A 26,332-nucleotide genomic window follows, 5' to 3' on the forward strand; every position below is an offset into this window, starting at 1 on the left:
ATGAACGGACCAACACACCAGTTCGCCGGTGCAATTGCAGCACTGGCTATTACACAAAGTGATGCGGAGGATAAAACCTCAATGTTGCATCACCCGGCAGCAGCGATACCACTAGGGGCATTTCTTGGCCGGTTACCCGATATGATCGAGCCATCATTGGGAAACCCTAACCATCGGCAGTTTTTTCACAGTGTCGCTGTGTTGAGCTTACTGGGAACCGGTGTGTACAAGGTTTATCACTGGGATCCGCAGAACAATCTCGATAAAATGCTACGAGGATTATTGTTGCTGGGCGGGGCCGCGTATCTCAGCCATTTGGCGCTGGATGCTTTAACCGCCAGATCACTGCCAATTATCGGCAAACTGTAAGCGGCAGAGCCAAGCGTTTTAGCCCAATGGCGTTATACTCAAGCTGAGTCGGGGTAACCGCAGATGGAGTCTGCAGATGAATACTATCACTCGTATTGCCCATATGCTCAAAGCTAGTGCCGCTTTGTTCGTAACCGCTGTCGGCATTCTGTTCATCGCCGATGATGACGAAAACGAAGACCGCCCCTTAGGCGATGGCTCCGATCGATTTGGCGAACACAATTTTCGTACTGGGCGCATGGATTCTGGAGCTGATCCTGACGGCTGGTATGAGGAAGACTTGTAACAACCCCTATTTCTTCTTCATTCCTTTCGACACGGCCATTTTACCCAAACTGCCACCCTGCCTTCCTGCATCATCAGCCGGTCTCGCAAGCGGCGAAGTAGCTGCAGTGATAGAACGACCAATATTCACCCCTGCCCACGCCATCATCCCGCTCCACAGCAGCGGCAATCCCAGATAGAGACTGGTGGTGATCATGTTCAGCAGCATGCGCTTGGCGTCGTGTTCGCCGGGGTTGGCGAAGATCTGCAGGAAGACATTGACGTCGGGGTACATCGAAAGAATCAGGTTCTGATCTACCCACATGGCCAGATACCATAGTACCGTCCAGAATTTGATGGTGAAGATGGCCATGCCACCAATCACCATCATGGCAATCGAGTAGCGGGATAACACCACGACCAGCGGCAGCAACGCATAGATGCCCAGCAGCATAATGGCCTGCACCATGGGCAGTGACTGCAGCACGGCGGTCATGGTGACAGAAAACAGGGCCGATGCGGTGACCACACCACCGGTCGCCAGGCCGCCTTTGACGATATTCCCTGCCGTATTAAACAAGCCCGAGCCGGAGGCATTATTGGCGATCAGTTCGTTGCTCGACCAGGAAGGCGGCGCATTGGTAAGCACGGTTTTGGCGACAGCATCATTTTGCTGTTCACTGGCCAGCGCCGGTGCGATAGCGACCACCAGACCGGAGAAGCCGGCAGAGGTCGCGTCCGCCTCGTTGATCAGCTTTTCCCGCAAGCCGATGGCTCCATCCTCCCACCACTGTTTGCAGTAGGGTTTGCCCCAGGTGGGCGGTGTCGCGGGATCGTATTCGGTATCCCTGATCGCGTTGTAAGCCCAGCCGGTAATTTGGTTGGCCGGGCGCAAGGTATCGTAGAAGCCTGCAGTATCGCGGTATACGTGGGAGCCCATCCAGTCAGGGTCATCGGAGCCGTAGGTGGCGAGAATGGCGTTGATCGCCAGGGTATCGGGCCGCTCGGCCTGATATTTGGAGCGCGCTGGTACATAGCACTGGCTGAAGAAATCGCTGACCTCCTGCCGAAGGCGCGGATCGGCAATGGTGGCCAAATGCGCTTGCTGCTCGAAGGTGCGCATATCCGCCACCGTTGGCAGGCCTTCGACAATGGCGTGATTCAGGCCTGAACTGAGGGCAATGACACCGTACCACCACACCGGCACATTCACCGTTGCGGCAGAGCCGGTAAAACCCGTCGCGCCATAGGTGCTCTGGGGGGACGCCACTGTTGCTGTCGCAGGTGTTGGGTTTAGCAAGGTCGGTGGTGGCGAGTAGGACAGGGTTGCCGCATTGAGCGGTGTCAGGGCAGCGGGCTGGCCCGCAAGCACGACCACCAATAGCGCAATAAACAGCTCGATCTCCATCCGCCGTAGCGACAGGCCGCTGGCGTGGCCGACTTCACCGCCCTGCGCCGGTTCACGCCAGTTATCGATCAAGATCCCCAGGAATGGCAGATAGACGATACCGGTACTGACCAGCACGTCCCACAGAATGCCGTAGAAGGCCCAGCCAAAGAGTGAGGTGAAGAGCTCCAGGTAACTGTCGACGCTCATCAGCCGTTCGTCCCTGTTAGGAGTGCGAGGAACTTCACCACCATCCCCTGCCCCAGCACCAACTCAAGCAAGATCAGCCAGGTAACCGCTCGCCACCGCATTCCGTGCAGGTGCTCTGCCTGGACGGCGCTCATCTTGCTGGCAGCAGTAAAACGCTGAACCGCGTAGTGCCAGCCGAATGCCACCAGTGCGATAACCGTCCAGCGGCCTAGCGTTAGTGTTATTCGCCAGCGGTCGAGATGCTGTTGGATGGACTGCACAGAGTCGGTCTGCAACCGAACCATGAGCAGATAACCCACCCCTGCCGTTAACAACACGGCCGCGGCCATGCACAGCAGAAAGCCTTTACGTCTTGCACGGATACTACTGTACACGACCACCTCGCAATGGGTTGGGGTCGAGTGTCGGCACCTCTGGTACCGTCAATGAACTCTGCCGTTTAGCCGCCGCGCGCTGGAGCAATGTGGCGACAGTGTCGGAAACCACTTCTTTGCGCACACGGGTTTCGAACAGCAGGTTTTCGATCTCTTTATCTAGCTCGGCGATGGAGTTGTCTGCGTGTTCGCGGGCCACCTCGGTGGCATAGACTTCCGGCACCTGTCGCCCGGACAACAGCAGGCGCCGGGCATACAGTGCTTTTTCGACCGTGCGTGCGGTACTGATTTCAGAGACCAGGCGGCCCATGATCAGGCTCTGCTCGGAGGCCGGCATCTCACGGATCGCTTCGATGACCTGAAGGGTGATGGCCACGCCGGGGGCGGTGATCTGATCAAGATTGGCCAGCGTCGGCGGTGTCGTACCGCTGACCAGATTCTGAATTTCGGTGGTGACCGTGGCGGACTCCTGATAGAGCTTGGGCAGCAGCCCGGTGCCGGGAATACTGTCCTTGCGGCAGGTGTCACAGGTGGTGACGATATTTTCCCCCACCACATCCACCGTCCAGTTGCGGGCCTCAGCCGGTGATGACCAGATTTCCGACAGGCGCGTGGCCGATGCCGCCGGCACTGGCGTGGTATCCGTGACGGCGCGATTCATATTGATGTTGTAACCGGCCTCGACGATATCACCGGTGAACTCCAGCACCGGTTGGCCGGTGCCGCCTGCCTGTCCGCCGATCCAGGGCACACCGTTATCGCCATTGGAGGTTTCCACCGTGTCCTTGGCGGTGACGGCATCATTGCCACCAATCCCCATCTGCACTTTCCAGTCGTTACCTTTGGACAATGTGATCAGGTCAGCGTAAGGGTTCTTGCCCTGGGCGATCTCCGCTTCCATCTGCTCGCAGGATTTGGTGGCCAGCTGCATGGTCTCCTCGGCCTTGATCAGGGCATTCTGAAAAAGATCGTACAGACCGGGGTTGGCCCGTTGCAGAATCAGCGCCGGTAGCGAGGCAATGGCACTGGTGGCTGCAGCCGTCATGGCATTCATCATGTTGTCGACGCCGGCACCAATGTCATTCAGGGTATTGGTCACCGCCGCCACTGGATCAAACTTACCGCAGCTGTAGCCCAAGCCCAGTTGGGCTGAGCCTCCCAGCGTGGTGGAGACCACGGCGGGATTGGCCGGTACCGACACCGGCTCGGCCCCACCGATCTCGTAATACCACAGTCCGTCTTCCGTGGGCGCCTGGGCGGCATAAGCGCCGGGAGCACTGGAGACAGCCAATGCGATCAGCAGACAGTGAATAGGGTTGCGTTTGCTCATGGCGGATAGTTGATCCAATTGATGTCGAACAGAAAAAACTGGCCTTCCTTCTCACAACACTGGTAAGGCCTCCACAGGTTCCAGGCGTAATCCCCCTCCTCATCCACCCGGCCACCACCCCACCCCGTGGCACTGGCCAGGTCGTTGGTGCCAAACACAGCGCAGGTGGATTCGGGCTTGGGCAGCAGCATCTGCCACTCACCGGTGGCTGGATCGTCTTCCACCAATGGGCCCGGCGACCAGATCCGTTGATCGGAGCTGGAAGAGGATTCGATCTGGTCGTAAATATGCGGCTGACCGCTCCGGGTCACGATATCCCCAGCCCGCTGCGCATTGATCGCCGCGGCCTTGGGCTCCTCCGCTTGAGTGGTCCAGCCGGTTCTGGGGTACACACCACCCCAGGTTTGTGCCGGCCAGTTACCGATTTCCCGCAGACCGGGGATCAGGCTGGCGGTGTAGAACATCTCGGGGATTTCCATCCGCCACGAGAGGGCATCCAGGCTCGACATGAAATAGGGGTAGAAGGAGGTGGTTTCCGACTCACACAGATAGCCGGTACCGGCCAGGACACCAGACAGCGAACCTAAAGGATGGCCGATCACATCGGTCTCGCGGAAGATCAGGTTGCGGTGATCCTTGTTGCCCTGCCCGCCCTCTGTTCGATTGCCCGCGCTCTCAATGGGCACGGCCAGCAGGCTACCGAGAAGCCCGTTCGCCGCGGAACTTTGAGCGGCGCCGAGAATGCTGCGGATCTCTGCCCAGGGATTAGCACCAAGTTCGTTGTAGCTGCTCACCACCGCATCCGGCTGGTAATGACCGACTTTGATGGAGGTCTCGACATCGCATTCGTAGATGGAGCAGCGTAACCAAAAACACATTCCCACCGGCATCCAGCGCATGCAGCTGAGTGCTGCACTGGTGGTCTGGGAGACAATCTCCGTCGTGGAGATGGTGCCAGCGTGGCTCACAATGGAGAGCAACATCAGCAGGAGAAGTCCACAACGGCGGAGGGAGCGCATCATGATCTTGGCGCTCCCGCCTGCCACTGCCGATACCATTGAGTTGCTGCCTGAATGTCGGTGATGCCGTACACCACCGCTCTACCATCGAAGACAATGGCCGGGTAGCGATCAATGCCGTACTGCGTCGCCTTAAGTAATCCGTTAGCGGCATTTTCCAGTTCGCCGCTGAGCTGTCTGTCCATGCGCTGAAAGCGCTGCAGCACCGTTTGTTTGGCCGCTTCCGGATCAGAGGGCAGATCCTTGGAGAGTGCTTGCTGAAGTCGGGCAATACGGTCTATGTGGTACACGGTTATCATGACTGCGCTACCCGCGACCGGACTCATGGCATCGGTAAATACTTCGATGGCGGTCAGTGGTTCGTCGGCCAATATCGGTTCGCAGAGTACGCCGGCGAGAATAATGGGAAATAGACGATGGCTTTTTACAATATTCACGGGTGGTCATCCAGATCCAAATAGCTGTGGAAAGGTGCTTATGGTGGAGGATGGCCAATGGCGGATATACGGTTAATCCAGACGCGATGTGTCGATGTTTCTGGCCGGAGGGATACGAGGTTTCTATAATGGCGGGACATTCATAACGGAATTAAACAGGAATGGATTTCAGTCCCATCATCCAACAGGTCTTCGGCGCCCTGTGGTATCTCATACCCTTAGCCATTCTCGCTGGCATCCTCAAATCACCGTGGTTCAAAGGCCTGGCCGGTGAATTTCTGGTAAATACCGCCGCGCGGCTATTTCTGCCCAAGGACGAGTACCACCTGATCAAGGATGTCACGTTACCGACCGATGGTGGTACCACACAGATCGATCACATCATCGTGTCACGTTACGGGGTGTTCGTGATTGAAACCAAAAACATGAAGGGATGGATATTCGGCTCAGCTAACCAGAAAACCTGGACGCAGAAGATCTATAAGCACACCAATAAGTTTCAAAATCCACTGCACCAGAACTATAAACACATCAAAACGCTGGAAGCCCTTCTGGATATTCCGGCTTCTGCCATTTTCTCACTGGTGGTGTTTGTCGGTGATTCGACGTTCAAAACGGAGATGCCGACCAATGTGGTTTATGCCGGTGGGTATATCCGCTACATCAAGGCGCGGCGCGAAGTGATACTCAGTCAGGCCGACGTGGAGACCGTGACGGCACACATCGAACAGCTGAGATTACAGCGAGGGTTTTCCACCAACCGGCAACACGTCAATCATCTGCGGAGTAGAACTGCCACATCAAACCCCGTGCCCCCTGCAACGCCGCCAACTACTCCGGCATCAACGACATTTCAACACCCAATACAGTGCCCCAATTGCGGCAGTGACATGGTGCTGAGAACGGCCCGTAAAGGCCAGAATGCCGGCAATCAATTTTGGGGATGCGTAACCTACCCGGCCTGCCGTGGTGTTGTGAAGCACTCCTGAGCAATTGATCGCTAGGCGCGCGCCTGCTCAATACGCCGGGCAATCTCGTAGACAGCCTCCAGTTCGGAACAGTTCTTTTCACGCATAATGGCGGCGCGCTCGGCCTTTTCGTGTTTTTCCGTCATGGCCAGCGCCAGTGACAGGGCCGGTGGAACGTTGCGAAACAGGGCTTCGACCTTGTCGGCCAGCACCACGCCCTCCACATATTTCCCCGGTTCCTTGCGAGCCGACAGTAGCAGGTTGCGCTGTTCATCATTCAGATCCTTGAAGCGGGCGATCTGCTCCACCTCCTCTTTCGGCATCACCAGACACAGCCACCACTCCATCATGTTGAGCATCTTGCGACTGGCGTCCGGGAAGTCTTCCAGATTCTGTGTGGCGATCCAGAACCAGGCCCCGAGCTTGCGCCACATCTTGGTGATCTTCACAACGTAACGGGCCAGCAGCGGATTGGTGGTGATGATGTGACCTTCGTCGGTGACCACCAGTGTGGGACGATCATCGTGTTGGTGGCGTTCCACCAGGTCGTTGATATGGCTCATCATGGACAGGTAGGCAACGGTCAGCTGATCCTCGTAGCCCTCGCGCGCCAGCATGCCCATTTCGAGGATGGTGACATCGGCTTCCGGCCAGGATTGCCCCGGCCGGTTAAAAAAATGCCCAGCCAGGCCCGAGCAGAACAGTGCCATGCCGTCTCCCATCTCCAACGCCCGGTTACGCCGGTGCTCGGGCAACTCCCGGTTCGTGGCGATGGCCTGAAAAGCATCGACCACGTCCTGGGTAATCACCTGCGTTCGACTGGTCTCCTTCAGCGTTTTAGCGGCAAGGAAGATGGCATTGCGGATGAGCAGACGATCCGCTCGGGTCAAGCGGGTGTCCTCGCGCTCATCGCCGCCGGTGATCATGATGCGTGCGGCAATCTCCATTTCACCGAGAATGTCCCGACTGCCTCCCTCATCCTCCACATCCTCATCGTCCAGCGACGCTTCCAAGGCCGCATCATCAACCTCCAGTGGGCTAAATGCCTGACGTCGCTCCAGCAGGCGCAGGGCATCGGCAAACGGCGGCAGGCTGACATCGACATTGGGGTTGAGGGTGATCTGATTGACCGATAAGTCGTGGCCGGCGAAGTGCTGCCCCAACAGGGAAAACGAGCCCCCAGCTTCGATAATGAAGATGCGGGGTCTGTGACGCGCCATCATCTGTTGCAGGAGATACACCAGCAGCGCCGACTTGCCCGCCCCGGTCGGTCCCAAAATCAGCATGTGGGCATTCTTTTTGCGATCATCCCGGTGCAGCGGGTCAAACACCAGTGGTTCGGCACCGCGGTTATAGAACACCAGGCCTGGATGTCCTGTCCCACGAGAGCGTCCGTAGAACGGCACCAGATTGGCGATATGTCGCGAGAAAATCAGACGCGATCGCTGCCGCGACTTGTCCAGCTCCACATCAAAGGCCATGGGCAGGTTGCGGATGTAACTGTCCAGTGCCAACAAATCCGCTTCCTGGGTGATCGGCTGCAGGCCGTTGGGCAGCAACAGCGCATTGAGTCGATTCAGGTTGGCGCGCAGGGCTTTTTGATCCTCCCCGCGCACGTAGAACGCCAGGTTCACAGGGTAGAGTTTGTTACCTTGGGCCATCTCCCGCTCCACCTGTTCAGCGTCTTCACGGGTGATGGAGGCTTCCGCCGAATCCCCCACGGAGGCGCGTTTGATCTGGGCAATGTGATTGCGGGTGGTGTCTTGGGGTTTGATGGTGATGGTCATGGCCATGACCGTATGCTCAGGCAAGCGATCGAACAGCGAAAACACCTGATCCCCCGCCTGGCGCTCGGCGGTGAAATGGCCGATGTCCGGTGTGCGCCGCAAACTTTGAACCGTCACCACGGTATGCGGCATGTTGTCGAACAGCCAGCTCGCCGTAGCCTCGTCTGAGCGCGGCATCGACAGGGTCAGTTGCTCGGCAAAATCATAGCCGAACGGCAGGTGCTCATCCCCGGGGTAAGGTGCCATCTGCAACAAGGTTTGCGGATCACAATGTGCCATGTCCGGCCGAGGGTTGAACCAGGGTAACAACCACTCATAAAAAGCCTGACCGTCGATCCGATTACCACTGATACCTACCGAGGCCAACGAGGCTAACCATTTAATGGCCACATCGTTGAGCGCCTCTTCCATTTCAATGGCATCGGGTGTTTTACCACCGTGTTTAAGGCGACGGTAGAGCACCACACGAATGCGTCGCTGCTGCCCCTGCCAGCGAGACCCGGTGACGGTCGTGTCATCAAACAGTCCCCCGGGGCGAGAGATCGCCCGCAGGTGGTCCGCCATCACCGACTGGTAATGCTGCGAATAGACAGAATCGCGGACCGCTTGGGATGGATAGTGCTCCAATAACGCATTGAAGCGATGAAGCCGAGGCTCATCCTGCACATAGACCTGCAGTACCCAGGGCGCATCATCACGTTCGGGTATGGATTCGTTGATCGCGATCTGGATCGCATCTCGCAGTTGCGACATAAACACCGGTGTTCTGGCTTCACAGCCGACCGGGGTGATCTCGAACAACGCCCCCATGCTGAGACCATCCTCTAACAGAAAGGCTTTGCTCTCGGGAATGTATTCCATCCAGGGCAACAGATCGGTAAAGGAAGGCGGTCGTTCATACTGCTGCTTGATCGAAGCGCTGGTTATTGGCGCGCCATCGCGCTGATCGGTTTTTTTTGCTGGCATCGGGAATTCCTATCGGTCTGACTGAGTGCGGTCCGCTGCCGATTGCGGCTCTGGGGACAGCTCCCCGGACACTTCCCCGGGCATTTCCCCAGGCAGTGCGTACTCCACTGATTCGTAAAAGGGAAACGTGGTGACATAACCTGGCACGGGTGTGCGCTCGCGGACTGACAGGTGGGGAAAGATGTACATCACTAGCGTGGGGTTGGGCAGGCGCGGAAACACGGTATCGATCTCATTGGCGGCTTCCCGCACAAAGCCACGATAGTGCTCGATACCCGATTGCGGTAATGGCTGACCACCGATTGCGCGCCGATGGTCGGGCTTCTGAACGTCCACCATGTGCTGGTCGTAAATGGACTTCATGGTCGGGCCGTCCTGGGGCAACACAGTCTCTTTGGTGCTGGCGCAGCCGACCATCACCAGGCTAATCCAGACCAGAACCAGTGGTAGTTGTCGCGTGTTGGAATAGATTCGTTTCATGATGGAGTTTCCTGCCGTTGGAATGGAAATCGATGGGAAGTTCATGGTCGACATGGATTGCCAGCTCGACGCCCGCGGGTACAAAGACCGCATCGAAACTTTGCGCCTGGCGCTCCCGTAACCACTTCGCCACCTCGTCGCTGCCGCCACTCAGGGTTTTGCCCAGCACATATTTGCCGGTCTCACCGGAGACCACGCTGGTGGCGTTACCCGAATCGCTGATCAAGGTGGTGGTTTCGGCTTGCGCGGCGGCATCGCCGGCGGCTTCAAGTGCCATTATGCCAATGCGTTGAGTGAGGAATGCCGGGGCATTGGTCTTGCGCTCGCCGGTAATACAGGGGATACCCCGTGCATCCGAAATCCAGCCCAGTGGTTTATTACTGCTTCCACTGGAACCACCCAGTTGGTTGCTACCACCAGACTTTTCATCAGACGAAATGGTTTGGATGGTGCCGTCCTCAAACACGAAGGTCACCGACTCCAATTTTCCGGTCACGCAGGAGAGCGTCCAGTCACCGACGGCGGTGCCGCTCCAGATCATGCCTTCGATACCGGGTATGCGCAGTCCGTTGGCGGCCAGGTTTTCCTTGCCGGTAATGACCTTGAAAGGCATGGGATCGCGCACCTGTCCCTGAATCGGTACCCGGCCCACCAGGGCGGTCATGCCGATGGAGCCAATTAGCGTCGCGTTGCGCGGCACGGTATAGACCGGCAATGAGCTATTGATCGCTGCGCCACCTTTGTCCACCAGCGACTGCACCGACGGACTCGCTTGATCTAATGCGGTGCGCCCTGTGCGACTGAAACGGTTGAGCAACGTCTCCTTATCGCTGTCAGGTGATGGGGTGAGCTCCAGCGGGCCGAGCCACACGAGCGCATCCGATTCCGGGGCCGAAGATCTCACACCATCCAGACCAAGACCGATCGGAATATCAGAACCGGCAGCGATCGACGGTTGTGCAGGTGTACCGTAGCGATTTGCCAGAGCGTCCACCCTGGCGGTCAATGCAGCGATCGCTGACGTCGAGGCCTGAGAGTTCTCATCAGTGCGCTTGGATTCAAGCGATTGCTGCAACCGGGACAACACATTGTTTTCAATCTGCTGACGGTCTTCGATCAGATCCCGATTTTCCTGCTTGAGCGTGGTGTTATCTCTTCGCAGAGCATTGAGCTCCGACGTCATGGCGCTGACATTCGCCGTTAAGGTTTTGATCGTGTCAGCGGGTGTATCGGCATCCGGTTTGGGAGCCTGTGGTACAGCATCCAAGAGGTGTGGCTGCGCTTCATCGGGCGAACAGGACTTGATCGCCACAAACACCGTCAAAAGCAGCACGGTGCCGGCGAGAATGGGTAATAAACGATTGCTGGTAACCATCGACATGCTAATGACCTCTGCTCATCAAAATGCCACATCGAATGGCCGGTCGGAGATCAGATACACGGCCGTGGTATCTTCGTCTGTTCCCGACGGCAGTAGACGGTTGTGCTGAAACGTGGCCGCCAACCAGGCACCGCGCAGCTCGCGGGGATCCAGAATGACCGCCTTGGCGGAGTGGTTAGTCAGCCTGACCGCAGTGACGTAGTGCAAACCCGCCTTCCAGGCCGCCACTGGCACTGCTTCCACGCCACCGCCACGAAGCAGACCGACCGGTGCAACCTGGACAGGAATGGCGACCACGCCCAGCGTATTGGGTACAAGTCTTTCTGGTGCATACAGCTGTTGCGCCGCGTAGCGGGTTAACGCAACGTAGCCCCATGGTGAGAATCGATTGCCAGTGGTTGTCTCAGTACTATCAGTATCTGAGCCATCACTGCCCGCCGCCACCTTGGACGTTTCCAGCACAACCTGGACATCGGAGAGTGGCGGTCTTTTTTCGCTACTCAACGCTGCGGAAAGATCAAGGACAAACAACGGCCCGCCATTTTCTGAGCGCACCATCACTCGGGTAGATTCAAAAGACTGCCGAGCCAGAAGATAGAGTGTGCCGTTGATGCTTTGGCTTCGCAGCCTCGCGGTCAACGACTGTGGTAGGCCAATACTCACCGATTCCGGAAAATGGATCAGCCGCTCCTCGCCAACAACCAATGGGATGGCAATGGGTGTTTTGCGCCACACCACGCGCTCAGGGCCACGTGAGTCGATTTCCTCGACGTGGGCTGGATGGGTTTCTGATGTAGCAGCGTCTGGATTAGCCGCATGGGCATTGGCGCCAGAGAGAACCAAAAGCAAAACCAGTGTGGCCCATTGTTTAAGCGTAGAAAGTTGCGTGGCAGACATCAGGAAGGCTCCTTGTTGACCTTGGCGCTGGCTGTATTCGGCGCCGACAGCTCGGATTCGCTGAGTCGTCGGGGGCCATCAGCGCCATAACCATCCAGCGCCAGGCCCCAGGGATTGGTTTCCGGATCAATCGCCTGGCGCACCACGCGAATGGGATAGCGAATACTGGTTTGTTTGACGGTCATGCCTTTCACGGATTCCAGCAAGTCCAGATCCAGCCACACCACCCAGACGTCGGGGGACAACACATCAACGCGGCGCTCCTCAAAACTGTGCCCAGGCACTTCGTGCATACCCCGCACCCGATACGCCAACTCACCACGCCGCGCCTTGAGCTCCATATCGGCGATCAGGTCATTGCGATAGCGCGGTGTGAGATAAGGCGAGATACGGAAAATCGCGCTACCATAATCCGTTGCGCCGTTTTCAGGCCAGCGATTGAGCTGCTGAAAGATGTAGAACGCGAAGGCATAGACATTGGCCGGAGGCACCTCCTCTGCCGCCAGTACTGCACCGGAGCGCAGATCTGGCGGCACGTAGACACGTAACTGCTTGGGCGCCTGGCTCCAGCCAATCCAGAGTGCGAGGATAATCAGCCCTTGCAAACCAATGACGATCCACAGGGAGCGAAGATGCGCACGGACATTATCGATTTCGAGACGGTAACGGCGCATGCTGCGTCCTCCCAATGTCCCAAGCGCCCGAACGTAGTACCCAGGGTGCCCGATAAAATCCCGTTGCCTGCAAGCGAATACGTAACCATTGTTGGTAATACCCTTCAGGTCGGCCCCGCTTGATGCGCTGAAACAGCGTCGCCAAGGCAACCACCGTGGCCACCACACCGACACCGGCAATGCCAAAACCCATGGTGATGGCACCGAGCAGCCAAGCCAGCAACAAACTGAGGGGCAACCACACGGCAATGGCCAGTCCTACAATCGTGCCCAGTTCTGAAGATGAGCAACCCTTAAAAATGGCGGGTTCGGCATTGAGCCGATCCGCCAGGACTTCATGGTCGTTAGACATAGGCTTTTCCTCTCCCGCGCTCGGTGTGTAGCACCTCAGATGACGCCTGCGGCTTCTGTAAGCAGGTAACTGGCAAAGATCAGCACAATCGCTCCGACAATGCCCAGCACACCCACTTCAGCCCATTCCGCCTTGCCTTGGCGGGCTTCGTTAAACTTGGCGAAGCCAAGGTAAGCAATCCAAAGAAAGCCCAGTACCGCAATCGCCAGCCCCAGTACGAGACCGCCATCTTTGATGTAGCCCTGAATCAAGCCAATCCAGTCGCCCGCTGGCGGCGCAGTACTCGGCGCGACGGGTGTCGGCAATGCCGCCCAGAGCGGTAACGGGAATATTGCTGCCGTGGTCGCCAGCAATAGATACCGGGCAATCCCGTTCCTTTGACTAAAACCGTGTTGTGTATTTGATGTACCCATAGCCAATGTCCTCTTGTATAACGCTGATAAAAATGGGGATCGCCCCCCTCTCCTATTGCGGCACGCCGCCTGCCCTGAGCGGACTTTTTTCGGTCCTGGCTCGAACGACTCACCGCAGATAGAAACCCAATACCATCAACACGATGCACGCTCGCAGCGTGCTCCAGGTCAGGTCGAACACCGTGGCCTGGCCTTCCTGCCAGGCGCGAAACGTGCCGATGGCAACCCAGATAACCCAGACAAACGCAAGTAGCAGAACGATCGATGCGACCGCGGTTAACAGGGTTGCTGCAGTGATGCCAGATCCAGCTTGGAATGCGGCTTGCTGTGCAGCGGTCATGAGCAAAACCTACCGACGGTAATCGCCGCGCAACGGCGGGAATGTGCGTGGCTGTGCACGGGGAGAATCGATGTGTGACTGAATACCATCCTTGATTTGCTTCAGGTCCTGACGCAGCCAGTCATAACGAAGGTGAATTCGGGAGTCCGGATTGGCATTCGCCTCGGCCTGTTTTATGGCTGCCTCAAGGGTATTCAGATCGTGGACAATTTTTGCCAGCGCTTCGCGCTCGGCACCGGTATCCGCCAATGTGATCGGCGGGCTTAATAACCCGATAACCAGAAAAGAAGGTAGCCAGAGATGGCGTTTCATGACACTGCTGCTCCCGTGAGTTGTTACGGGGCATAGTGCGAGAATTAGCTGAGAAGAACGATGGGAAATCTATTCGGTGGGTGGTGTGGTTTTACTATTCGCCTGAGACTACAAAAACGTTTTGCAAGCAGGGCAGACCACGTTGTAAGTTTGCTCCGCACGAGTGCGATGGCGGATCCTTTTCGGGCAATTTTTAAAAAGAGAATGATGATGACAATCTCTTCAGATCGTTTTTACGGAAATCGAGTCAATCAGAAGCTCCATCGCAACGCGCCCGTGCAATCCTCTGTGCATTTCGTCGTCAAGTTTTCTGATTAACCCCTCTGTCATTTGGCTTCTCTCTACCCGGCTAAACCCCAAACGCTCATAAAATGAGGCATTCCAGGGAACTTCGCTAAATGTTGTCAATGTTATTCGAGACAAACCTTCTTTTCGGGCCCATCTAACGACACACTGTATCAGCGCACGCCCCAATCCCCTGCCCTGATGCTCAGGCAACACATCTACTTCGACAATAAATCCTGCGTCGGCCTCCGGCTCCACAATGATAAATCCAACAGGTTCATTCAGCTGTGTCAACGCAACCCAAAGGCGGCCCTGGAGCCTTGCCTCAACCAGCTGCTCCAGCGGAACGACACTAGCCCTTTCTTCAGGCGAAATCACATCATCAGGAAATAGTGCAGCGGCGGAACGCTCGATGAATGCCAGTTGTTCGATATCTTCTTCACGTGCAGGTTCAATCGTGTACTGGCTCATAAACGCTATCACTTTGTGGTTGTGTTTGTGTTTGTCTTCTTCACACCAAAAGCCTTTGTCATCAATTTTTTCACAGAGAGTAATTGATCAGCTGTGCAAGCATTGTTTTGTCAAACGCTTCAAGTCCGGCAGAACATCCGCATCAAACCAGGGGTTACGCGCCAGCCAGGAATAATTGCGCGGCGATGGGTGCGGCAGTGGGAAATATTGCGGCAGATTAGCGCGCCAGTTTTTCACCGTATCAGTCAAGGTCATGTCCTTGTCTGCTAAATAATATTGCTGGGCGTATCGGCCAATCAGCAACGTCAACCGGATTTCTGGCAGGCAGGACAGTAATTCGGCATGCCACCGCGGTGCGCATTCCGGGCGCGGCGGCAGGTCGCCCGAACGCCCCTTGCCCGGATAACAAAACCCCATAGGCACAATCGCCACTTGGTTTTCGTCGTAAAAAACCTCCCTGCTTACACCCAACCAATCTCTCAGCCGCTCACCACTGGGGTCATTCCAGGGGATTCCACTCGTATGCACCCGTGCTCCCGGGGCCTGACCGATAATCAACAGGCGCGCTCCCTCAGCTGCCCGGACAACAGGTCGAGGGGAATGCGGCAAATGCCTGGCACACAACTGGCAGTTACGTGCGTCATTGATGACGTCGACCAGCCGAATGTCAGTCACCTGAACTTCCTGAGTATCATTTCTTTAGTTTGGGAACTATTGATCACAACCACATCCTCATCTTTTTTGACTTGCTATTTTCAAACTCAGCGCGGAATTTTTATTCCGTAGAAAATCATACAGCCGAGCTGGATAGTCCGGCATGACAGCCATTCGCACTGACTCCCGTGCTGACAAATATCGTCTCCATTCAAGTACCTTTGGACAATGCTCGAAAAAGCCGAATTCATCGATCTGCTCGAACACATCGAAATAACGAAAAACCGGGCCAAGGAATGCATCGACCATGGAAAACCTTTCACCAGCGAAATACGGCGCGATAGATAACTCACTTTCCAGGCGTCGAAATTGCGATGCCAACGCATCACGCTTCTGATTCAACAGTTCGCTATTACTCGCCGAATAAAATCCCGCTATATTACTGAGAATATTGGAACTGAACTCCATCCAGGATCGATGACTTGCCCGCTCCAAAGGGTCTTCCGGGTGGAGAGAGGGGGGGTATGTTTCTTCCAGATATTCACAAATCACCGTGGATTCAAACAACGCCTGCCCACCTACATCCAGGACCGGTGTTTTTCCGAGCGGGGAAATATCCAAGAACCATTGCGGCTTGTTGGCGAGATCGACATCACGGCGCTTATGGGCTATGCCTTTCTCTGCCATCACTATTGCCACGCGCTGGACATAGGGGCATAAGATATGACTGACCAGGTTCAGTTGAGGGTTCATGTAGTCTATCTCCGCTATTTGCGCATACTTTTCGGTTTGGTCCTAAGGATACATCTCAAAACCAGAGCTGGACGTCATAGTGTTTACTCAAGGAGAAACGCTACTCATTAGAGGACGCCGTTAATACAAAAAATCTGATGCTCCCCTTTTATTTCAACGTGGGATACCCTTCGATAAACACCCAATCCTTTGCCATTGCCGGGGTGTGACAACCTTGGCATGAAGGAGCAAACCCCATGGAAACATTTTTCTGTGGGAGTGTTTTCTCAGCGGTATTTCCATCACCACTATTAGCTTCAAACAATGCCCAACCCCAGCTGTTTGCCCAATGTGGGTTTCCTTTAAAACGGCCTTTGCTGTCCTTAATCATCACAAACCAGATCTTGATATCACCTGCCCATTGAGCCTGGCCGGTGGTTTTAGAACCTTGCTCAATTTTTCGCACTTCCTTGACAATCACTGCACCATCGGGAAACTGCCCGGTTTTACGATAGTGAGTTACTGCATCTGATTGCAGATAGACATCGTGGAAGCCATGTCCCGGAGCTTCTGGGTCTTCAATCAACCATGAGCCAATATGACTCCACTGATGACGATAATTTTGCGGCAGGGTGATGTTGCCTGATTGATCAACAATGGTCCGGTATGCATCGGGTTCCACTTCATCGGCATGGGCAGTGCTGGAAAAGGAAAATAGGATTAACAGGATATAAATGATTACCATGGTAAAACTCCGGTTTGCAGTTGCCGTTAACCCCTCATTCGATTAACGGCAACGTTGGGCTACATTTTTAAATCAAGCAGCTGTTCTGTTGACAACATCAACTACCGGAAAGTCGATTTCAGTATCTGCCAGGTGATTGATATAGTTAGTTAACAGATTCAGAGCCACATTGGCGACAATTTCCACCATCATGCTCGGGGCCAGTCCCTGTCCAACGTAAACATTAAATGCATCATCCGGAATAACACCCCGGGACTGGGTGACATCGCGGGCAAAGGCAGCAATGGTGTGGTTGAGCGGATCAGTCGCACTGCCGTTGCGGGCTTTGGTGATGTCATCTTCCGAAAGCCCAGCACCTTTACCCATCAGGTTGTGAGCACTCAGGCAATACTGGCACTGGTTGTACTGGGCAACGGCCAGGGCGACGATCTCCCGTTGCTTGGCGGTCAATGCGCCTTTACCCAGGTTATCGCTAAGGCCCAGGTAGCTGTTTAGTGCAGCGGGTGCATGAGCCAGAGTGGCGAACAGGTTGGGGATCATGCCCAGTTTTTTGCCAACGGCATCCAGAGTTGTGGCTGTGGCGGCATCAACTTCGTGTTTTTCAAGGGGGTTAATACGTGGCATTGAATATCTCCTTTGTGCAGGGATTGTTTGGAATGCAGGGAAATAATAGGTATTTTTATTGGACTTAAAGACGCATTTCGTTTATATAATTTATCAATTAGTCTAAAAATAGGTGTCTGGTGACTACTAATACGTTAGATCGTCTGGCCAGTATTTTTGAACGGTTCTCCCTGCGTGCCCATGTGTTCAATACCGGACCACTGTGTGGGGCATCCAGCTATCGCCATGAAGCCGGACGCGGGCACATCCATGTGCTGAAGCAGGGTGCTATACGGGTTGAAACGCCCACCAAACCTTCTGAGGTGATTCGCGCACCTTTCCTGCTGTTCTATATGAAGCCGGTAACCCACCGACTGGTGCCCCTGACCGAAGAAGGCGAGGTCATTACCGTATGTGGCGAAATCGATTTTGGCGATGGTCTGGAAAACCCGGTTACTCAAGTGATGCCGGGGCTGATTCCTGTCGAGCTGGATAGTAATCCGCATCTCTTGGCTATTCTCAATTTATTGTTTGAGGAGGCCTTCAATCCGGCCTGTGGGCGACAGGCTGCATTGAACAGAATTTGTGAATTACTGGTGATTCAACTGCTGCGAATCAGCATGGAAAACGACAGCAACGATATTGGTTTGTTGGCAGGTCTGGCGGATCAACGTTTGGCCAAGGCATTGACCAGTATTCACAAAGAGCCGGAAAAGGCATGGACCCTGGAGCAGCTTGCCAGCAAGGCAGGAATGTCCCGTGCCAGTTTTGCTGTGAAATTTCGTGAAACTCTGGGCATGACACCCGGTGATTACCTTAGCCACTGGCGATTGGGCGTTGCAAAATCCCTGCTTAAAAAAGGGCGGCCTGTATCACTGGTTTCCGATCAGGTAGGCTACAGCAGTCCTGCGGCTTTTACCCGTGCTTTTGCCGGGCGTTTTGGTCAGACTCCCAGCGCATGGGCGAAGGCGGCCTGGTAGTAAGTGGTCCTAAGCCTCTTGTTGACCCGCAAGCCAGCTTTTTATCCCGGAACAGTAATTTCCATACCAGGGTGGTCCTGCGAAAGGGGCGGCCCCTCTGCAATACATTCAGCTCCTGCTCTGTTGATGGCTCGCAGCTCAGGTGGCGTTTAAGACGGATCAGATGATACCGATCTGCAAGTTGTAGTTTAGTGGTTAACCAACAAAGGGGAGAGAAGCCGGATAGTCTTTTTTCACCGAGACATCGAGGCATTAGCAAGGCTGCTCCAAAGTCAATAAATACCAGCCCGCGCTCTGGGTGAAGAATCAGGTTTTTCCGACGCAGGTCATTATGAATCACCCCGGCTTTGTGCATGGCAAGTAGGAAGTTCATGGCCTGCTGGTACAAACCGAAATGTGGCCTAGGATGCGCCTTGTCCGGATGAGCGCCCTCAATGTATTCCATCGCAAACCGGTAAGGATCAATGACTTTTACCAAAGCGGGTACATGGGGTGAACCCTGGAGGTATTTAAGCACACGAACTTCACGCCGCATCAGTATTTTCACTACAGGTTTCAGATAGACAGGAGCCTTAGAAAAATCCTTTAGGATAATTTGCTGATCATCTAAAACCACTTTGAATACACTGGCCTTCAAACCCTGGCCAAGAGATAGGCAGTGTGCGTTTGTAAAAGGCTGTTGTGTAAAGTCTATTGCTGACATTTTGCAGCATCTCTAAAAAATTGGATGTTGAAATTAAAGTAAAAAATTGGGAACAAAATATAGAGCGCAGTTGAAATCAGAAAAAAGCTTCCCCACAGGTAATCAGGGAAGCATCAAAGAAAGTTCTTAATTCATGGCACTATTGCCACCAACCGAGCGTTTTCAATGCGAACTTTGTCGCCAGGTTGCCACTGCTGGTTGGGAGACCTAACAACAGTTAGTGAGCCATCATCTTTTTCCACTTCATAGGCCCTGCCGGTAACGCCGGAAGCCTCCTGTATTTTTCCACCGGCAAACCAGCTTATGCTGCCCCCAGCGAGTGCTCCAACAGGCCCACCAAGTGAACCCACCATAAAGCCAAAAACCCCACCAAAAAACTGACCCGGCTTAACATCGGGTAACTCTTTAACAACCGTATCCGCATGACTCGATAGGGCCGCAGACAGCAGGGCAACAGCAATAAATCCAAACAGTTTTTTCATAACGTTATTCCTCTAAAAATCCAGAACCGGGTAAAAATGGGTGAACACCATATCTTCATGGGCATTAGCGGTATGACAGGCTGCACAGGCTTCTTCCTGAGCGGCCTTTGCAGATGCCTTGTAGGGCGGCGCATGGTGACCAAAGTTGAAAAACCCCCAGCCATTGGTTTTGGCAAAACGGGTGGAGTCCTTCACCATCACATCCATTCCCTGGAATTCACCGGCAAAAAAGCCACGACCTGAAGGCGCATTTTTTGAGCCATCTTTGTGATCTGGTTTTTGCAACAACACCAGCTCCTTGGCTATGACTGTTCCTTCTGGGAATATTCCAGTCTGCTGATACACGGCATAGGCACCCGGGTTGATATAAACATGGTGAAATTCAGGGAAAGCCGCCTGGCCATTGTTAAGTCCATTGGGCGTGAGGGGTGCGCCGATAAACACCCATTGCTTGAAGTTTCTGGGTTGCAGCAATTCGCCTTTGCTATTGAATACAGCGGCCCCGATAGGCGTTTGAATTTCATCCGCCAGGCTGACAATCGACAAACCGCTTAAAAGCAGGATTAAAACTATCATTTTCTTTTTCATGGTTTTCTCCTTGATGCATGTGGGTTAAAAGTCACTATCAACCCATAAACAACAGCCAACTCCATAAATTGCAAAGTGATAATGACTAAAAACAACGGGCTTCAGATGATGGAAGGTCTAAACTTTTTTACCTGAAGTACAAATGACAAAAAGCATGAGAAGAAAGCCACCCATAAGGATGACTTAAAATCAGTACCTGCGTGATTTAGGCGGAAAAGCCATTGCAGATAGCTTCCAGCTTATTGCCGAAAGGGTCTCGCACAAAGGCCGCGTAAACACCAGCCTTGGGATAAGATGGGCGATCGCCCGGTTTTCCCTCACAGCGTCCGCCCCGCGCACAGGCCTGTTGATGAAAGCTGTCCACGGCCTGCTCTGACAGTGCGGTAAAGGCAATGTGTACACCATTCCCCGCGCTGTACGGCTTGCCGTCGTAAGGTGTCATTAGCAGAAACTGCGGTGCACCTTTGCCGTAAGCGGCAAAGCCATCGGTTGCGACAATCAGGTCATAGCCCAGTGCTGCCATCACCTCGTTGTAGAAATCGGTGCCCTCTGCAATAGAGGGCACGCCAACACTTAAATGGTCAATAATATTCATCATGGAACTCCTTGGATTCTTGAAAGGTGTAGGGAGACTAAAGTTCAGCCGCTGCGGTGTGGCGAATCTTTTTCCAGTTCTTTTCTGCTTTCCGGATAGTGCCCTTGCGGTCTTTCAGATACTCCTTGTAAATATCTTCGTTCAGGAAGACATACAGCTTGTCATCGACGATATCGGCATACTGGGGATTGCCGTCAAACTTCTTGCCCACTGAAACACCAAAGGTGCAGAAGCCGCCGTTTTGGGGCTGGTAACGAGAAGGGTTTTTCTCAAACTTGACGGCGTTTTCTTGGGAAGAAAAATAGTAAGCAACACCATCGTGTACGGCAGTATATTTTGCAGTGCCGGTGATGCGGTTTTCGATATCAATAAAGGCAACGGGGTCAACACCGTGGAAAGCCAGGGGTGCGCCAGCAGCGGTCAGACCTGTTGCGGTGTTGTATTCATCTGCTGCCAGTGTTGCCTGGGAAGCGCCAAGAATCATCAGGGTGGCGGAAACTACAGTTGCTAATTTGGTTTGCTTTTTCATTGTAAAAATCCTCATATATTGGGTTTAATGGGTAACCAGCAACCTAGGCTGGTGTAGAGGATTTTTGTGCAAGCCATCCGCATCAACAACAGCAAGACTCGATATTGAAACCCTGTGCAAACATTTTGGTACGCGCTGCAAAATCAGCTTGCTTCAGGCATCCTGGGAGGCTGATTTAAGCGAGTTTTTGTGTCCGGTAAGCCCTTGGCGAAACACCGAATTTCCCCTGAAAGGCGCGGGTAAATGCTGCAGGTGATTGATAGCCGGTTTCAGTGGCCACCTGCTGAATAGGACGCCGGGTATCACCCAGTAATTCCAGTGATTTTTGTAAACGCCACTCCGCTAGGTAGGTCATGGGCGTTTCCCCAACCAGGTTCCTGAACCTTTCTGAAAACCGGCTTCTCGACATGGCGACTTCGCAGGCAAGGGAATCCACCGTCCAGGGTTTATCGGGGTTGCGGTGAATTAACTGTAATGATTTGGCAATCCGTGTATCCCGTAGTGCATCCATCATGGAGGTGTGCTTTTCGCCAGTACTCATGGCCGATTGCAGTATTTCCATAAAAACAATTTCAGACAACCGGGTTACCGCTGCTGTAGAACCCAGGCTTTCGGAAAAAACCCGCTCCGCTATCAGGCGCAATGCCTCATCAAGCAAAGGGAGTTTTTTTCGGCCTGCGGCAGTCACAGTAATAAAATCCGGCAGGTGACGCAGAATCGGGTGGTCAGCACCGGGGCGGAAAGAAAAATGCCCACAGACCATTTGGGTTTGCAGGCCGGCCGATTTACAGCCATAAACCAGTAAACCATCACCTTTGTAACCTGACTGGCTGATGATTTTTTCAAGGGGTGGTGCGGTTTTTTGCGGCGCATCTGAAAGGATGTGAGACCGTCCCTTCGGCACCAGAATAATATCCCCAGGTGATAAGGCCTGGTATTGGTCTTCAGCAATCCTGACATGGCAACGACCTTTTACCACCAAATGAAACCTGGCCGCTTCAGCCAGGGTGGGTACAGTCACTGCCCATTTACCACTAAACTCGGTACGAAAATACAGCGTGCCTTTCAGGTTAAGAGTACTGAGAATATCGTTGAGTAAATCCATTTCCAAAACCCTTTGAAAATCAGCAAGACTACGTATCTCTCTGCGTATTAGTTGATTCAGGATCTATCGAATTTATCTTTCCGTACAAAGTAAGGTTTGGCAGCTAGAGTCAAACCGGTTCCGATTCTCCTCAAAAGTGATTTCAGCGCTAAAGAACTGTCCATAAGGAAAGCACCTTACCATTTCTTAACTGTTTCTAATTGTGGTCGCTATTAATCTAACACTTGACACCACTAGGACACTTGCCCTACTTTTAACACATAGGACATTTGTCCTACACCGAAAGATAAAAATACCGATTGGTATTTAGCAACCCAAACAAGCGCTGATTCAGAGAATACGTTATGAACAATGCCACTACCCGAGCCCAGATCATCGAGGCAGCCGATGACTTGTTTTATCGACAGGGTTTCTCGCACACCTCATTCGCCGACATCGCAAAAGCGGTCAATATATCCCGTGGAAATTTTTATCATCACTTCAAAACAAAAGATGACATTCTTGATGCCGTAATACGCGTTCGTATAGGTACGACAGAGCAAATGCTTGAAGGATGGAATGAACAGGATTCACCCAGGGAACGCATCAAAAGCTATATCAACATCCTTTTGACCAACTGGACCATGATCAAGGACTACGGATGCCCCGTGGGCACGCTGTGTACTGAAATGGCGAAATTAAATCATCCATCAAGGGAACACGCCAGCAACGTATTTGCTCTCTTTCGGATATGGCTAAAACAACAGTTCAGCTTGCTGGGACATAAAAAAAATGCCGATGCACTGGCCATGCAGGTTCTCTCCTGGAGCCAAGGCGTGGCAACAATGGGAAACACCTTTAACGACGTTAAATATGTCAGGCGGGAAGTGAAGAAAATGTGCGACTGGATGGATACCCTACCCGTTGAACAGCCTTGATAAAGACTATGGAAAACCACCAGAAAGGATAAAAAAATGTTCGTTGTACTGCTTAAATTTTCAGGAAACCCATCGCAAGCCAGCCAGCATATGGAGGCGCATAACAACTGGCTCAAGCGTGGCTTTGATGACGGTGTTTTTTTGCTGTCCGGCGGCCTGCATTCCCGTGCGGGCGGCGCGGTTTTCGCGCACAACATTTCCCTGCCGGATCTTCAAAGCCGGGTTAATCAAGACCCTTTCGTGGTGAACAAAATAGTCAATGTGGAGATTATCCAAATCACACCAGGTCTTGCCGATAATCGCCTCGCTTTTCTCATAGACAACTAAGCAATGAACACCTGGCAGCAAGGTACTGATTTATGACAACAACAATCACAGGCCCCGATGGGCGGCCACGCTGCGGATGGTGCAGCGCAGCGCCTGAATTTCTCACTTACCACGATACGGAATGGGGCTTTCCCGTCAGTGACGATCAGCGATTATTTGAAAAACTGTGCCTGGAAGGATTTCAATCAGGGTTGAGCTGGCGCACTATTCTTGCCAAACGCGAGAACTTCCGGCGCGCCTTTCATCACTTTGATTTTTATAAAGTGGCTAATTTTACCCAGCGGGATGTCAATCACCTGCTTAAGGACGAGGGTATCGTCCGGCATCGCGGAAAAATAGAAGCCACCATCAACAACGCGAAACGGGCCAGGGAATTGGTTGATCGAGAGGGCTCCCTCGCCGCTTTTATCTGGCGCTACGAACCCGATGCCCAGCAACGTCTTGAACCGCAAAGCGCATCTACGTCCCTAGAATCCATAGCCCTGTCAAAAGAACTGAAAAAGCGCGGATGGAAATTTGTCGGCCCCACCACGGTGTATGCCTTCATGCAGGCAATGGGACTGTTGAATGACCACCTCGAAGCGTGTGCCATACGGGCGAAAGTGGAAAGTAGTCGCAAACGCTTCCGAAAACCCACCTGATAGACACGAAACGCCAGCCATGTCCGCCAGCCGCAGTCTAAGAACGTTTTTCAACCCACCCACACAGGACCAACCCATGATCAAGTTTTACTTCCATCACACCCCGAACCCCATGAAAGTGGCGCTATTTCTTGAGGAAACCGCACTGCCCTATCAGCTTGTTCCCATCGATGTATTCAGAGGCGAACAACATGATCCGGCCTTTCGCGCAATAAACCCCAATGGAAAAATGCCGGCGATCGAAGATGACGGTGTACGCGTCTTTGACTCCAATGCCATTCTGCTCTATCTGGGCGACAAGACCGGTCAGTTCATCGGGCAAACTGCAAACCGAGGTGAACTGCTTTCGTGGTTGATGTTTGTCGCCACCGGGCTCGGCCCCTATTCCGGGCAAGCAGTGCACTTCACGCACTACGCACCAGAAAAACTGCCCTATGCCATCAACCGCTATCAACGGGAGGCCCAGCGACATTACCAGGTACTGGACCAACAGTTAAACAATCAGGACTATCTTGCGGGAAATGAATACACGATTGCCGATATAGCAGCCTGGGGCTGGATAGACCGGGCTCCGGGCGTGCTTGGTGATAATGCACTGGAGGTCTACCCCAATCTTAAACGCTGGTATCAGAGGGTGAATAGCCGCCCGGCAGTCAGCAGGGCTCGTCAGGTGGGTAAGGACCTTATATTCAAAACAGAGATGGATGAAGAAGCTCTGCGCGCAATGTTTCCACAGAATTATGCGGTGGCCTAACGACCACCATCCCTACCCACCAACACATTGCGATAGGTAAATCATCCAGAATGGCTGAATGACCACAGCGCTACGCGCAAGAAAAAGTATCCGGCTACTGCGGCTGCTCACGGCCGGATACTGATGGCAACCATGCCCGTACAATCCTCTGTTTACTGTTGATGCAGCAACTGCGTCGCCATTTTTTTGGCCAGCTGCGCGGCATCGTGATCACCTCGGGTGTGCGCGCGCACAATGGCGCCATCGACCAATAGTGCCAACTGCGCCGCCATTTGCTGTCTTTTCCGTCTGCCAGAAATTTCCACCAGGCTATGTTCAATCAAATCCTGCATCGCGGCTTTGTGCTCAGCGGCCAGGATGTATATCACATGCCCTTCTTCAGCATATTCGGCGCTGGCGTTGATAAAATTACAGCCAAAGAAGTGATCGCTGTGAAACCACTCGTTCAATACATCAAAGATCACCAGCGCCGGCGACTCTCCTCGCAGCTCCACCTGTTCAATGGCCTCACCCACTGACTGCATCAGCTGCTCATGCCGTTGCTGCAATACGGCAACGACCAGCTCGTCCTTGGAACGAAAGTGCTTATACAGCGTCGCTTTTGAAACCCCCGACTCCGCCAATATCCGGTCGATACCGGTGGCATGGTAGCCATATTCATTGAAAAGCCTATAGGCGATGTCGATGAGGTGCTGTTTTCGTGTCTGCATGTTCGGTGGTTACCTGAATGGCAAAGCTGGCCACAGGATACAGAAAAGCGCTTGACATGAACAGATCTGTTCACCTAACCTCTCACCCAGATATAGACAGATCTGTTCACCTCTTGCCAGAACCCATTATTGGAGGGCACAACCATGCACCAACCTACTCAAGGCATTCACCACCTGGGACTAACGGTAAAAGACATCCACGCAACATCCCAATTCTTTTGCGATCAACTAGGCTTTGAAATCGTCGGCGAAAAGCCGGATTACCCGGCAATATTTGTCAGCGACGGCACGGTAATGTTGACTCTCTGGCAGGCCATGGGCGATCGCTCAGCGATCTCGTTTGATCGCCACCACAATATTGGGCTTCATCACTTTGCACTCAAGGTAGCGACTCGCGAGACGCTTGCAGTGCTGTACGGCCAACTCGTAGAGCATGGTGGCGTCAACATTGAATTCAAGCCTGAACCCCTGGGGCAAACCGACATCATGCATATGATGTGTACTATACCGGGGGGCATCCGGGTCGAGTTTATTACCGCCAGCTGAGGCAG

At 53.7% G+C, this 26,332-nt stretch carries 35 protein-coding genes; 9 read left to right on the forward strand and 26 right to left on the reverse strand.

Annotated features, from left to right (window positions below):
- A complete protein-coding gene (locus tag ACZ5NB_RS16960) occupies positions 1–369 on the forward strand; it encodes a metal-dependent hydrolase (RefSeq protein ID WP_464107628.1) in 369 nt (122 codons plus the stop codon).
- A gap of 76 nt (positions 370–445) precedes the next feature.
- Positions 446–655 (forward strand): hypothetical protein, encoded by a 210-nt coding sequence (locus ACZ5NB_RS16965; protein WP_464107629.1) that lies wholly within the window; start codon positions 446–448, stop codon positions 653–655.
- 6 nt (positions 656–661) lie between these two features.
- Here the strand turns inward: ACZ5NB_RS16965 and ACZ5NB_RS16970 are convergent, their stop codons facing one another.
- Genes ACZ5NB_RS16970 through ACZ5NB_RS16990 form a run of 5 tightly spaced genes read right to left on the reverse strand, consistent with a single transcriptional unit; the run spans position 662 to position 5,390 of the window.
- Entirely contained in the window at positions 662–2,230 is a 1,569-nt protein-coding gene (locus ACZ5NB_RS16970) for a conjugal transfer protein TraG N-terminal domain-containing protein (RefSeq protein WP_464107630.1), read from the reverse strand.
- Positions 2,230–2,604 carry a hypothetical protein gene (locus tag ACZ5NB_RS16975; RefSeq protein WP_464107631.1) on the reverse strand — a complete coding sequence of 125 codons (375 nt, stop codon included), beginning with the start codon at positions 2,602–2,604 and terminating at the stop codon, positions 2,230–2,232. The genes ACZ5NB_RS16970 and ACZ5NB_RS16975 overlap by 1 nt, the downstream gene beginning before the upstream one ends.
- A complete protein-coding gene (locus ACZ5NB_RS16980) occupies positions 2,594–3,934 on the reverse strand; it encodes an integrating conjugative element protein (RefSeq protein ID WP_464107632.1) in 1,341 nt (446 codons plus the stop codon). Before ACZ5NB_RS16980 ends, ACZ5NB_RS16975 begins: the two co-directional genes overlap by 11 nt.
- Positions 3,931–4,956: a TIGR03756 family integrating conjugative element protein gene (locus tag ACZ5NB_RS16985; RefSeq protein ID WP_464107633.1), complete on the reverse strand. Its 1,026-nt coding sequence runs from the start codon at positions 4,954–4,956 to the stop codon at positions 3,931–3,933. The genes ACZ5NB_RS16980 and ACZ5NB_RS16985 overlap by 4 nt, the downstream gene beginning before the upstream one ends.
- Positions 4,953–5,390 carry a TIGR03757 family integrating conjugative element protein gene (locus ACZ5NB_RS16990; RefSeq protein ID WP_464107634.1) on the reverse strand — a complete coding sequence of 146 codons (438 nt, stop codon included), beginning with the start codon at positions 5,388–5,390 and terminating at the stop codon, positions 4,953–4,955. Before ACZ5NB_RS16990 ends, ACZ5NB_RS16985 begins: the two co-directional genes overlap by 4 nt.
- 161 nt (positions 5,391–5,551) lie before the next feature.
- Here ACZ5NB_RS16990 and ACZ5NB_RS16995 point away from each other — a divergent pair, with 161 nt between their 5' ends.
- Complete coding sequence (locus tag ACZ5NB_RS16995) at positions 5,552–6,379, forward strand: nuclease-related domain-containing protein (protein ID WP_464107635.1); 828 nt, start codon at positions 5,552–5,554, stop codon at positions 6,377–6,379.
- A gap of 11 nt (positions 6,380–6,390) precedes the next feature.
- Here ACZ5NB_RS16995 and ACZ5NB_RS17000 read toward each other — a convergent pair whose 3' ends face one another.
- From ACZ5NB_RS17000 to ACZ5NB_RS17065, 14 genes are all read right to left on the reverse strand, one after another.
- Complete coding sequence (locus ACZ5NB_RS17000; RefSeq protein ID WP_464107636.1) at positions 6,391–9,111, reverse strand: conjugative transfer ATPase; 2,721 nt, start codon at positions 9,109–9,111, stop codon at positions 6,391–6,393.
- A 9-nt stretch (positions 9,112–9,120) separates the two neighbouring features.
- Complete coding sequence (locus ACZ5NB_RS17005; RefSeq protein WP_464107637.1) at positions 9,121–9,645, reverse strand: TIGR03751 family conjugal transfer lipoprotein; 525 nt, start codon at positions 9,643–9,645, stop codon at positions 9,121–9,123.
- Positions 9,536–10,972, reverse strand: a complete 1,437-nt coding sequence (locus ACZ5NB_RS17010; RefSeq protein WP_464107638.1) for a TIGR03752 family integrating conjugative element protein — start codon at positions 10,970–10,972, stop codon at positions 9,536–9,538. The genes ACZ5NB_RS17005 and ACZ5NB_RS17010 overlap by 110 nt, the downstream gene beginning before the upstream one ends.
- Before the next feature lie 18 nt (positions 10,973–10,990).
- On the reverse strand, positions 10,991–11,869 hold the full coding sequence (locus ACZ5NB_RS17015; RefSeq protein WP_464107639.1) for a TIGR03749 family integrating conjugative element protein: 879 nt from the start codon (positions 11,867–11,869) through the stop codon (positions 10,991–10,993).
- A complete protein-coding gene (locus ACZ5NB_RS17020; protein WP_464107640.1) occupies positions 11,869–12,543 on the reverse strand; it encodes a PFL_4703 family integrating conjugative element protein in 675 nt (224 codons plus the stop codon). Before ACZ5NB_RS17020 ends, ACZ5NB_RS17015 begins: the two co-directional genes overlap by 1 nt.
- Entirely contained in the window at positions 12,515–12,895 is a 381-nt protein-coding gene (locus tag ACZ5NB_RS17025; RefSeq protein ID WP_464107641.1) for a TIGR03750 family conjugal transfer protein, read from the reverse strand. The genes ACZ5NB_RS17020 and ACZ5NB_RS17025 overlap by 29 nt, the downstream gene beginning before the upstream one ends.
- Before the next feature lie 35 nt (positions 12,896–12,930).
- Positions 12,931–13,308 (reverse strand): TIGR03745 family integrating conjugative element membrane protein, encoded by a 378-nt coding sequence (locus ACZ5NB_RS17030; protein WP_464107948.1) that lies wholly within the window; start codon positions 13,306–13,308, stop codon positions 12,931–12,933.
- Positions 13,309–13,417: 109 nt separating this feature from the next.
- Positions 13,418–13,648: a TIGR03758 family integrating conjugative element protein gene (locus ACZ5NB_RS17035; protein ID WP_464107642.1), complete on the reverse strand. Its 231-nt coding sequence runs from the start codon at positions 13,646–13,648 to the stop codon at positions 13,418–13,420.
- A gap of 9 nt (positions 13,649–13,657) precedes the next feature.
- Positions 13,658–13,960 carry an integrative conjugative element protein, RAQPRD family gene (locus tag ACZ5NB_RS17040; RefSeq protein WP_464107643.1) on the reverse strand — a complete coding sequence of 101 codons (303 nt, stop codon included), beginning with the start codon at positions 13,958–13,960 and terminating at the stop codon, positions 13,658–13,660.
- A gap of 222 nt (positions 13,961–14,182) precedes the next feature.
- Complete coding sequence (locus ACZ5NB_RS17045; protein ID WP_464107644.1) at positions 14,183–14,716, reverse strand: GNAT family N-acetyltransferase; 534 nt, start codon at positions 14,714–14,716, stop codon at positions 14,183–14,185.
- 87 nt (positions 14,717–14,803) lie between these two features.
- Positions 14,804–15,391, reverse strand: coding sequence for a uracil-DNA glycosylase family protein (locus ACZ5NB_RS17050; RefSeq protein WP_464107645.1), 588 nt, complete (start codon positions 15,389–15,391; stop codon positions 14,804–14,806).
- Between the two features lie 57 nt (positions 15,392–15,448).
- Entirely contained in the window at positions 15,449–16,123 is a 675-nt protein-coding gene (locus tag ACZ5NB_RS17055; RefSeq protein ID WP_464107646.1) for a glutathione S-transferase family protein, read from the reverse strand.
- 148 nt (positions 16,124–16,271) lie between these two features.
- Positions 16,272–16,847, reverse strand: a complete 576-nt coding sequence (locus ACZ5NB_RS17060) for a cytochrome P460 family protein (protein ID WP_464107647.1) — start codon at positions 16,845–16,847, stop codon at positions 16,272–16,274.
- Positions 16,848–16,919: 72 nt separating this feature from the next.
- A complete protein-coding gene (locus tag ACZ5NB_RS17065) occupies positions 16,920–17,471 on the reverse strand; it encodes a carboxymuconolactone decarboxylase family protein (protein WP_464107648.1) in 552 nt (183 codons plus the stop codon).
- Between the two features lie 119 nt (positions 17,472–17,590).
- On the opposite strand from ACZ5NB_RS17065, the gene ACZ5NB_RS17070 reads away from it, so the two are divergent.
- Positions 17,591–18,430 (forward strand): AraC family transcriptional regulator, encoded by an 840-nt coding sequence (locus ACZ5NB_RS17070; protein WP_464107649.1) that lies wholly within the window; start codon positions 17,591–17,593, stop codon positions 18,428–18,430.
- On the opposite strand, the gene ACZ5NB_RS17075 is transcribed toward ACZ5NB_RS17070, so the two are convergent.
- From ACZ5NB_RS17075 to ACZ5NB_RS17100, 6 genes are all read right to left on the reverse strand, one after another.
- Positions 18,366–19,133: a phosphotransferase gene (locus tag ACZ5NB_RS17075; RefSeq protein WP_464107650.1), complete on the reverse strand. Its 768-nt coding sequence runs from the start codon at positions 19,131–19,133 to the stop codon at positions 18,366–18,368. The two genes, ACZ5NB_RS17070 and ACZ5NB_RS17075, sit on opposite strands and share 65 nt — an antisense overlap.
- A 131-nt stretch (positions 19,134–19,264) precedes the next feature.
- Positions 19,265–19,615: a hypothetical protein gene (locus ACZ5NB_RS17080; RefSeq protein ID WP_464107651.1), complete on the reverse strand. Its 351-nt coding sequence runs from the start codon at positions 19,613–19,615 to the stop codon at positions 19,265–19,267.
- 12 nt (positions 19,616–19,627) lie between these two features.
- The gene (locus tag ACZ5NB_RS17085) at positions 19,628–20,203 is read right to left on the reverse strand and encodes a cytochrome P460 family protein (protein WP_464107652.1); all 576 of its coding nucleotides are present in this window, start codon (positions 20,201–20,203) and stop codon (positions 19,628–19,630) included.
- 205 nt (positions 20,204–20,408) lie between these two features.
- Positions 20,409–20,801 carry a VOC family protein gene (locus ACZ5NB_RS17090; protein WP_464107653.1) on the reverse strand — a complete coding sequence of 131 codons (393 nt, stop codon included), beginning with the start codon at positions 20,799–20,801 and terminating at the stop codon, positions 20,409–20,411.
- 34 nt (positions 20,802–20,835) lie between these two features.
- The gene (locus ACZ5NB_RS17095) at positions 20,836–21,327 is read right to left on the reverse strand and encodes a YHS domain-containing (seleno)protein (protein WP_464107654.1); all 492 of its coding nucleotides are present in this window, start codon (positions 21,325–21,327) and stop codon (positions 20,836–20,838) included.
- 175 nt (positions 21,328–21,502) lie between these two features.
- Positions 21,503–22,432, reverse strand: a complete 930-nt coding sequence (locus tag ACZ5NB_RS17100; RefSeq protein WP_464107655.1) for a cupin domain-containing protein — start codon at positions 22,430–22,432, stop codon at positions 21,503–21,505.
- A gap of 344 nt (positions 22,433–22,776) precedes the next feature.
- Here ACZ5NB_RS17100 and ACZ5NB_RS17105 point away from each other — a divergent pair, with 344 nt between their 5' ends.
- The 4 genes from ACZ5NB_RS17105 (at position 22,777) to ACZ5NB_RS17120 (ending at position 25,071) form a co-directional block, all read left to right on the forward strand.
- Entirely contained in the window at positions 22,777–23,349 is a 573-nt protein-coding gene (locus tag ACZ5NB_RS17105) for a TetR/AcrR family transcriptional regulator (protein ID WP_464107656.1), read from the forward strand.
- A gap of 36 nt (positions 23,350–23,385) precedes the next feature.
- Positions 23,386–23,676 (forward strand): YciI family protein, encoded by a 291-nt coding sequence (locus tag ACZ5NB_RS17110; RefSeq protein ID WP_464107657.1) that lies wholly within the window; start codon positions 23,386–23,388, stop codon positions 23,674–23,676.
- 32 nt (positions 23,677–23,708) lie between these two features.
- On the forward strand, positions 23,709–24,317 hold the full coding sequence (locus ACZ5NB_RS17115; RefSeq protein WP_464107658.1) for a DNA-3-methyladenine glycosylase I: 609 nt from the start codon (positions 23,709–23,711) through the stop codon (positions 24,315–24,317).
- A 76-nt stretch (positions 24,318–24,393) separates the two neighbouring features.
- Complete coding sequence (locus ACZ5NB_RS17120; RefSeq protein WP_464107659.1) at positions 24,394–25,071, forward strand: glutathione S-transferase family protein; 678 nt, start codon at positions 24,394–24,396, stop codon at positions 25,069–25,071.
- Positions 25,072–25,223: 152 nt separating this feature from the next.
- On the opposite strand, the gene ACZ5NB_RS17125 is transcribed toward ACZ5NB_RS17120, so the two are convergent.
- Complete coding sequence (locus ACZ5NB_RS17125; protein ID WP_464107660.1) at positions 25,224–25,781, reverse strand: TetR/AcrR family transcriptional regulator; 558 nt, start codon at positions 25,779–25,781, stop codon at positions 25,224–25,226.
- A 144-nt stretch (positions 25,782–25,925) separates the two neighbouring features.
- Here ACZ5NB_RS17125 and ACZ5NB_RS17130 point away from each other — a divergent pair, with 144 nt between their 5' ends.
- The gene (locus tag ACZ5NB_RS17130; protein ID WP_464107661.1) at positions 25,926–26,327 is read left to right on the forward strand and encodes a VOC family protein; all 402 of its coding nucleotides are present in this window, start codon (positions 25,926–25,928) and stop codon (positions 26,325–26,327) included.
- Positions 26,328–26,332: the final 5 nt, after the last annotated feature.

This window comes from Aurantivibrio plasticivorans, from assembly GCF_055392955.1.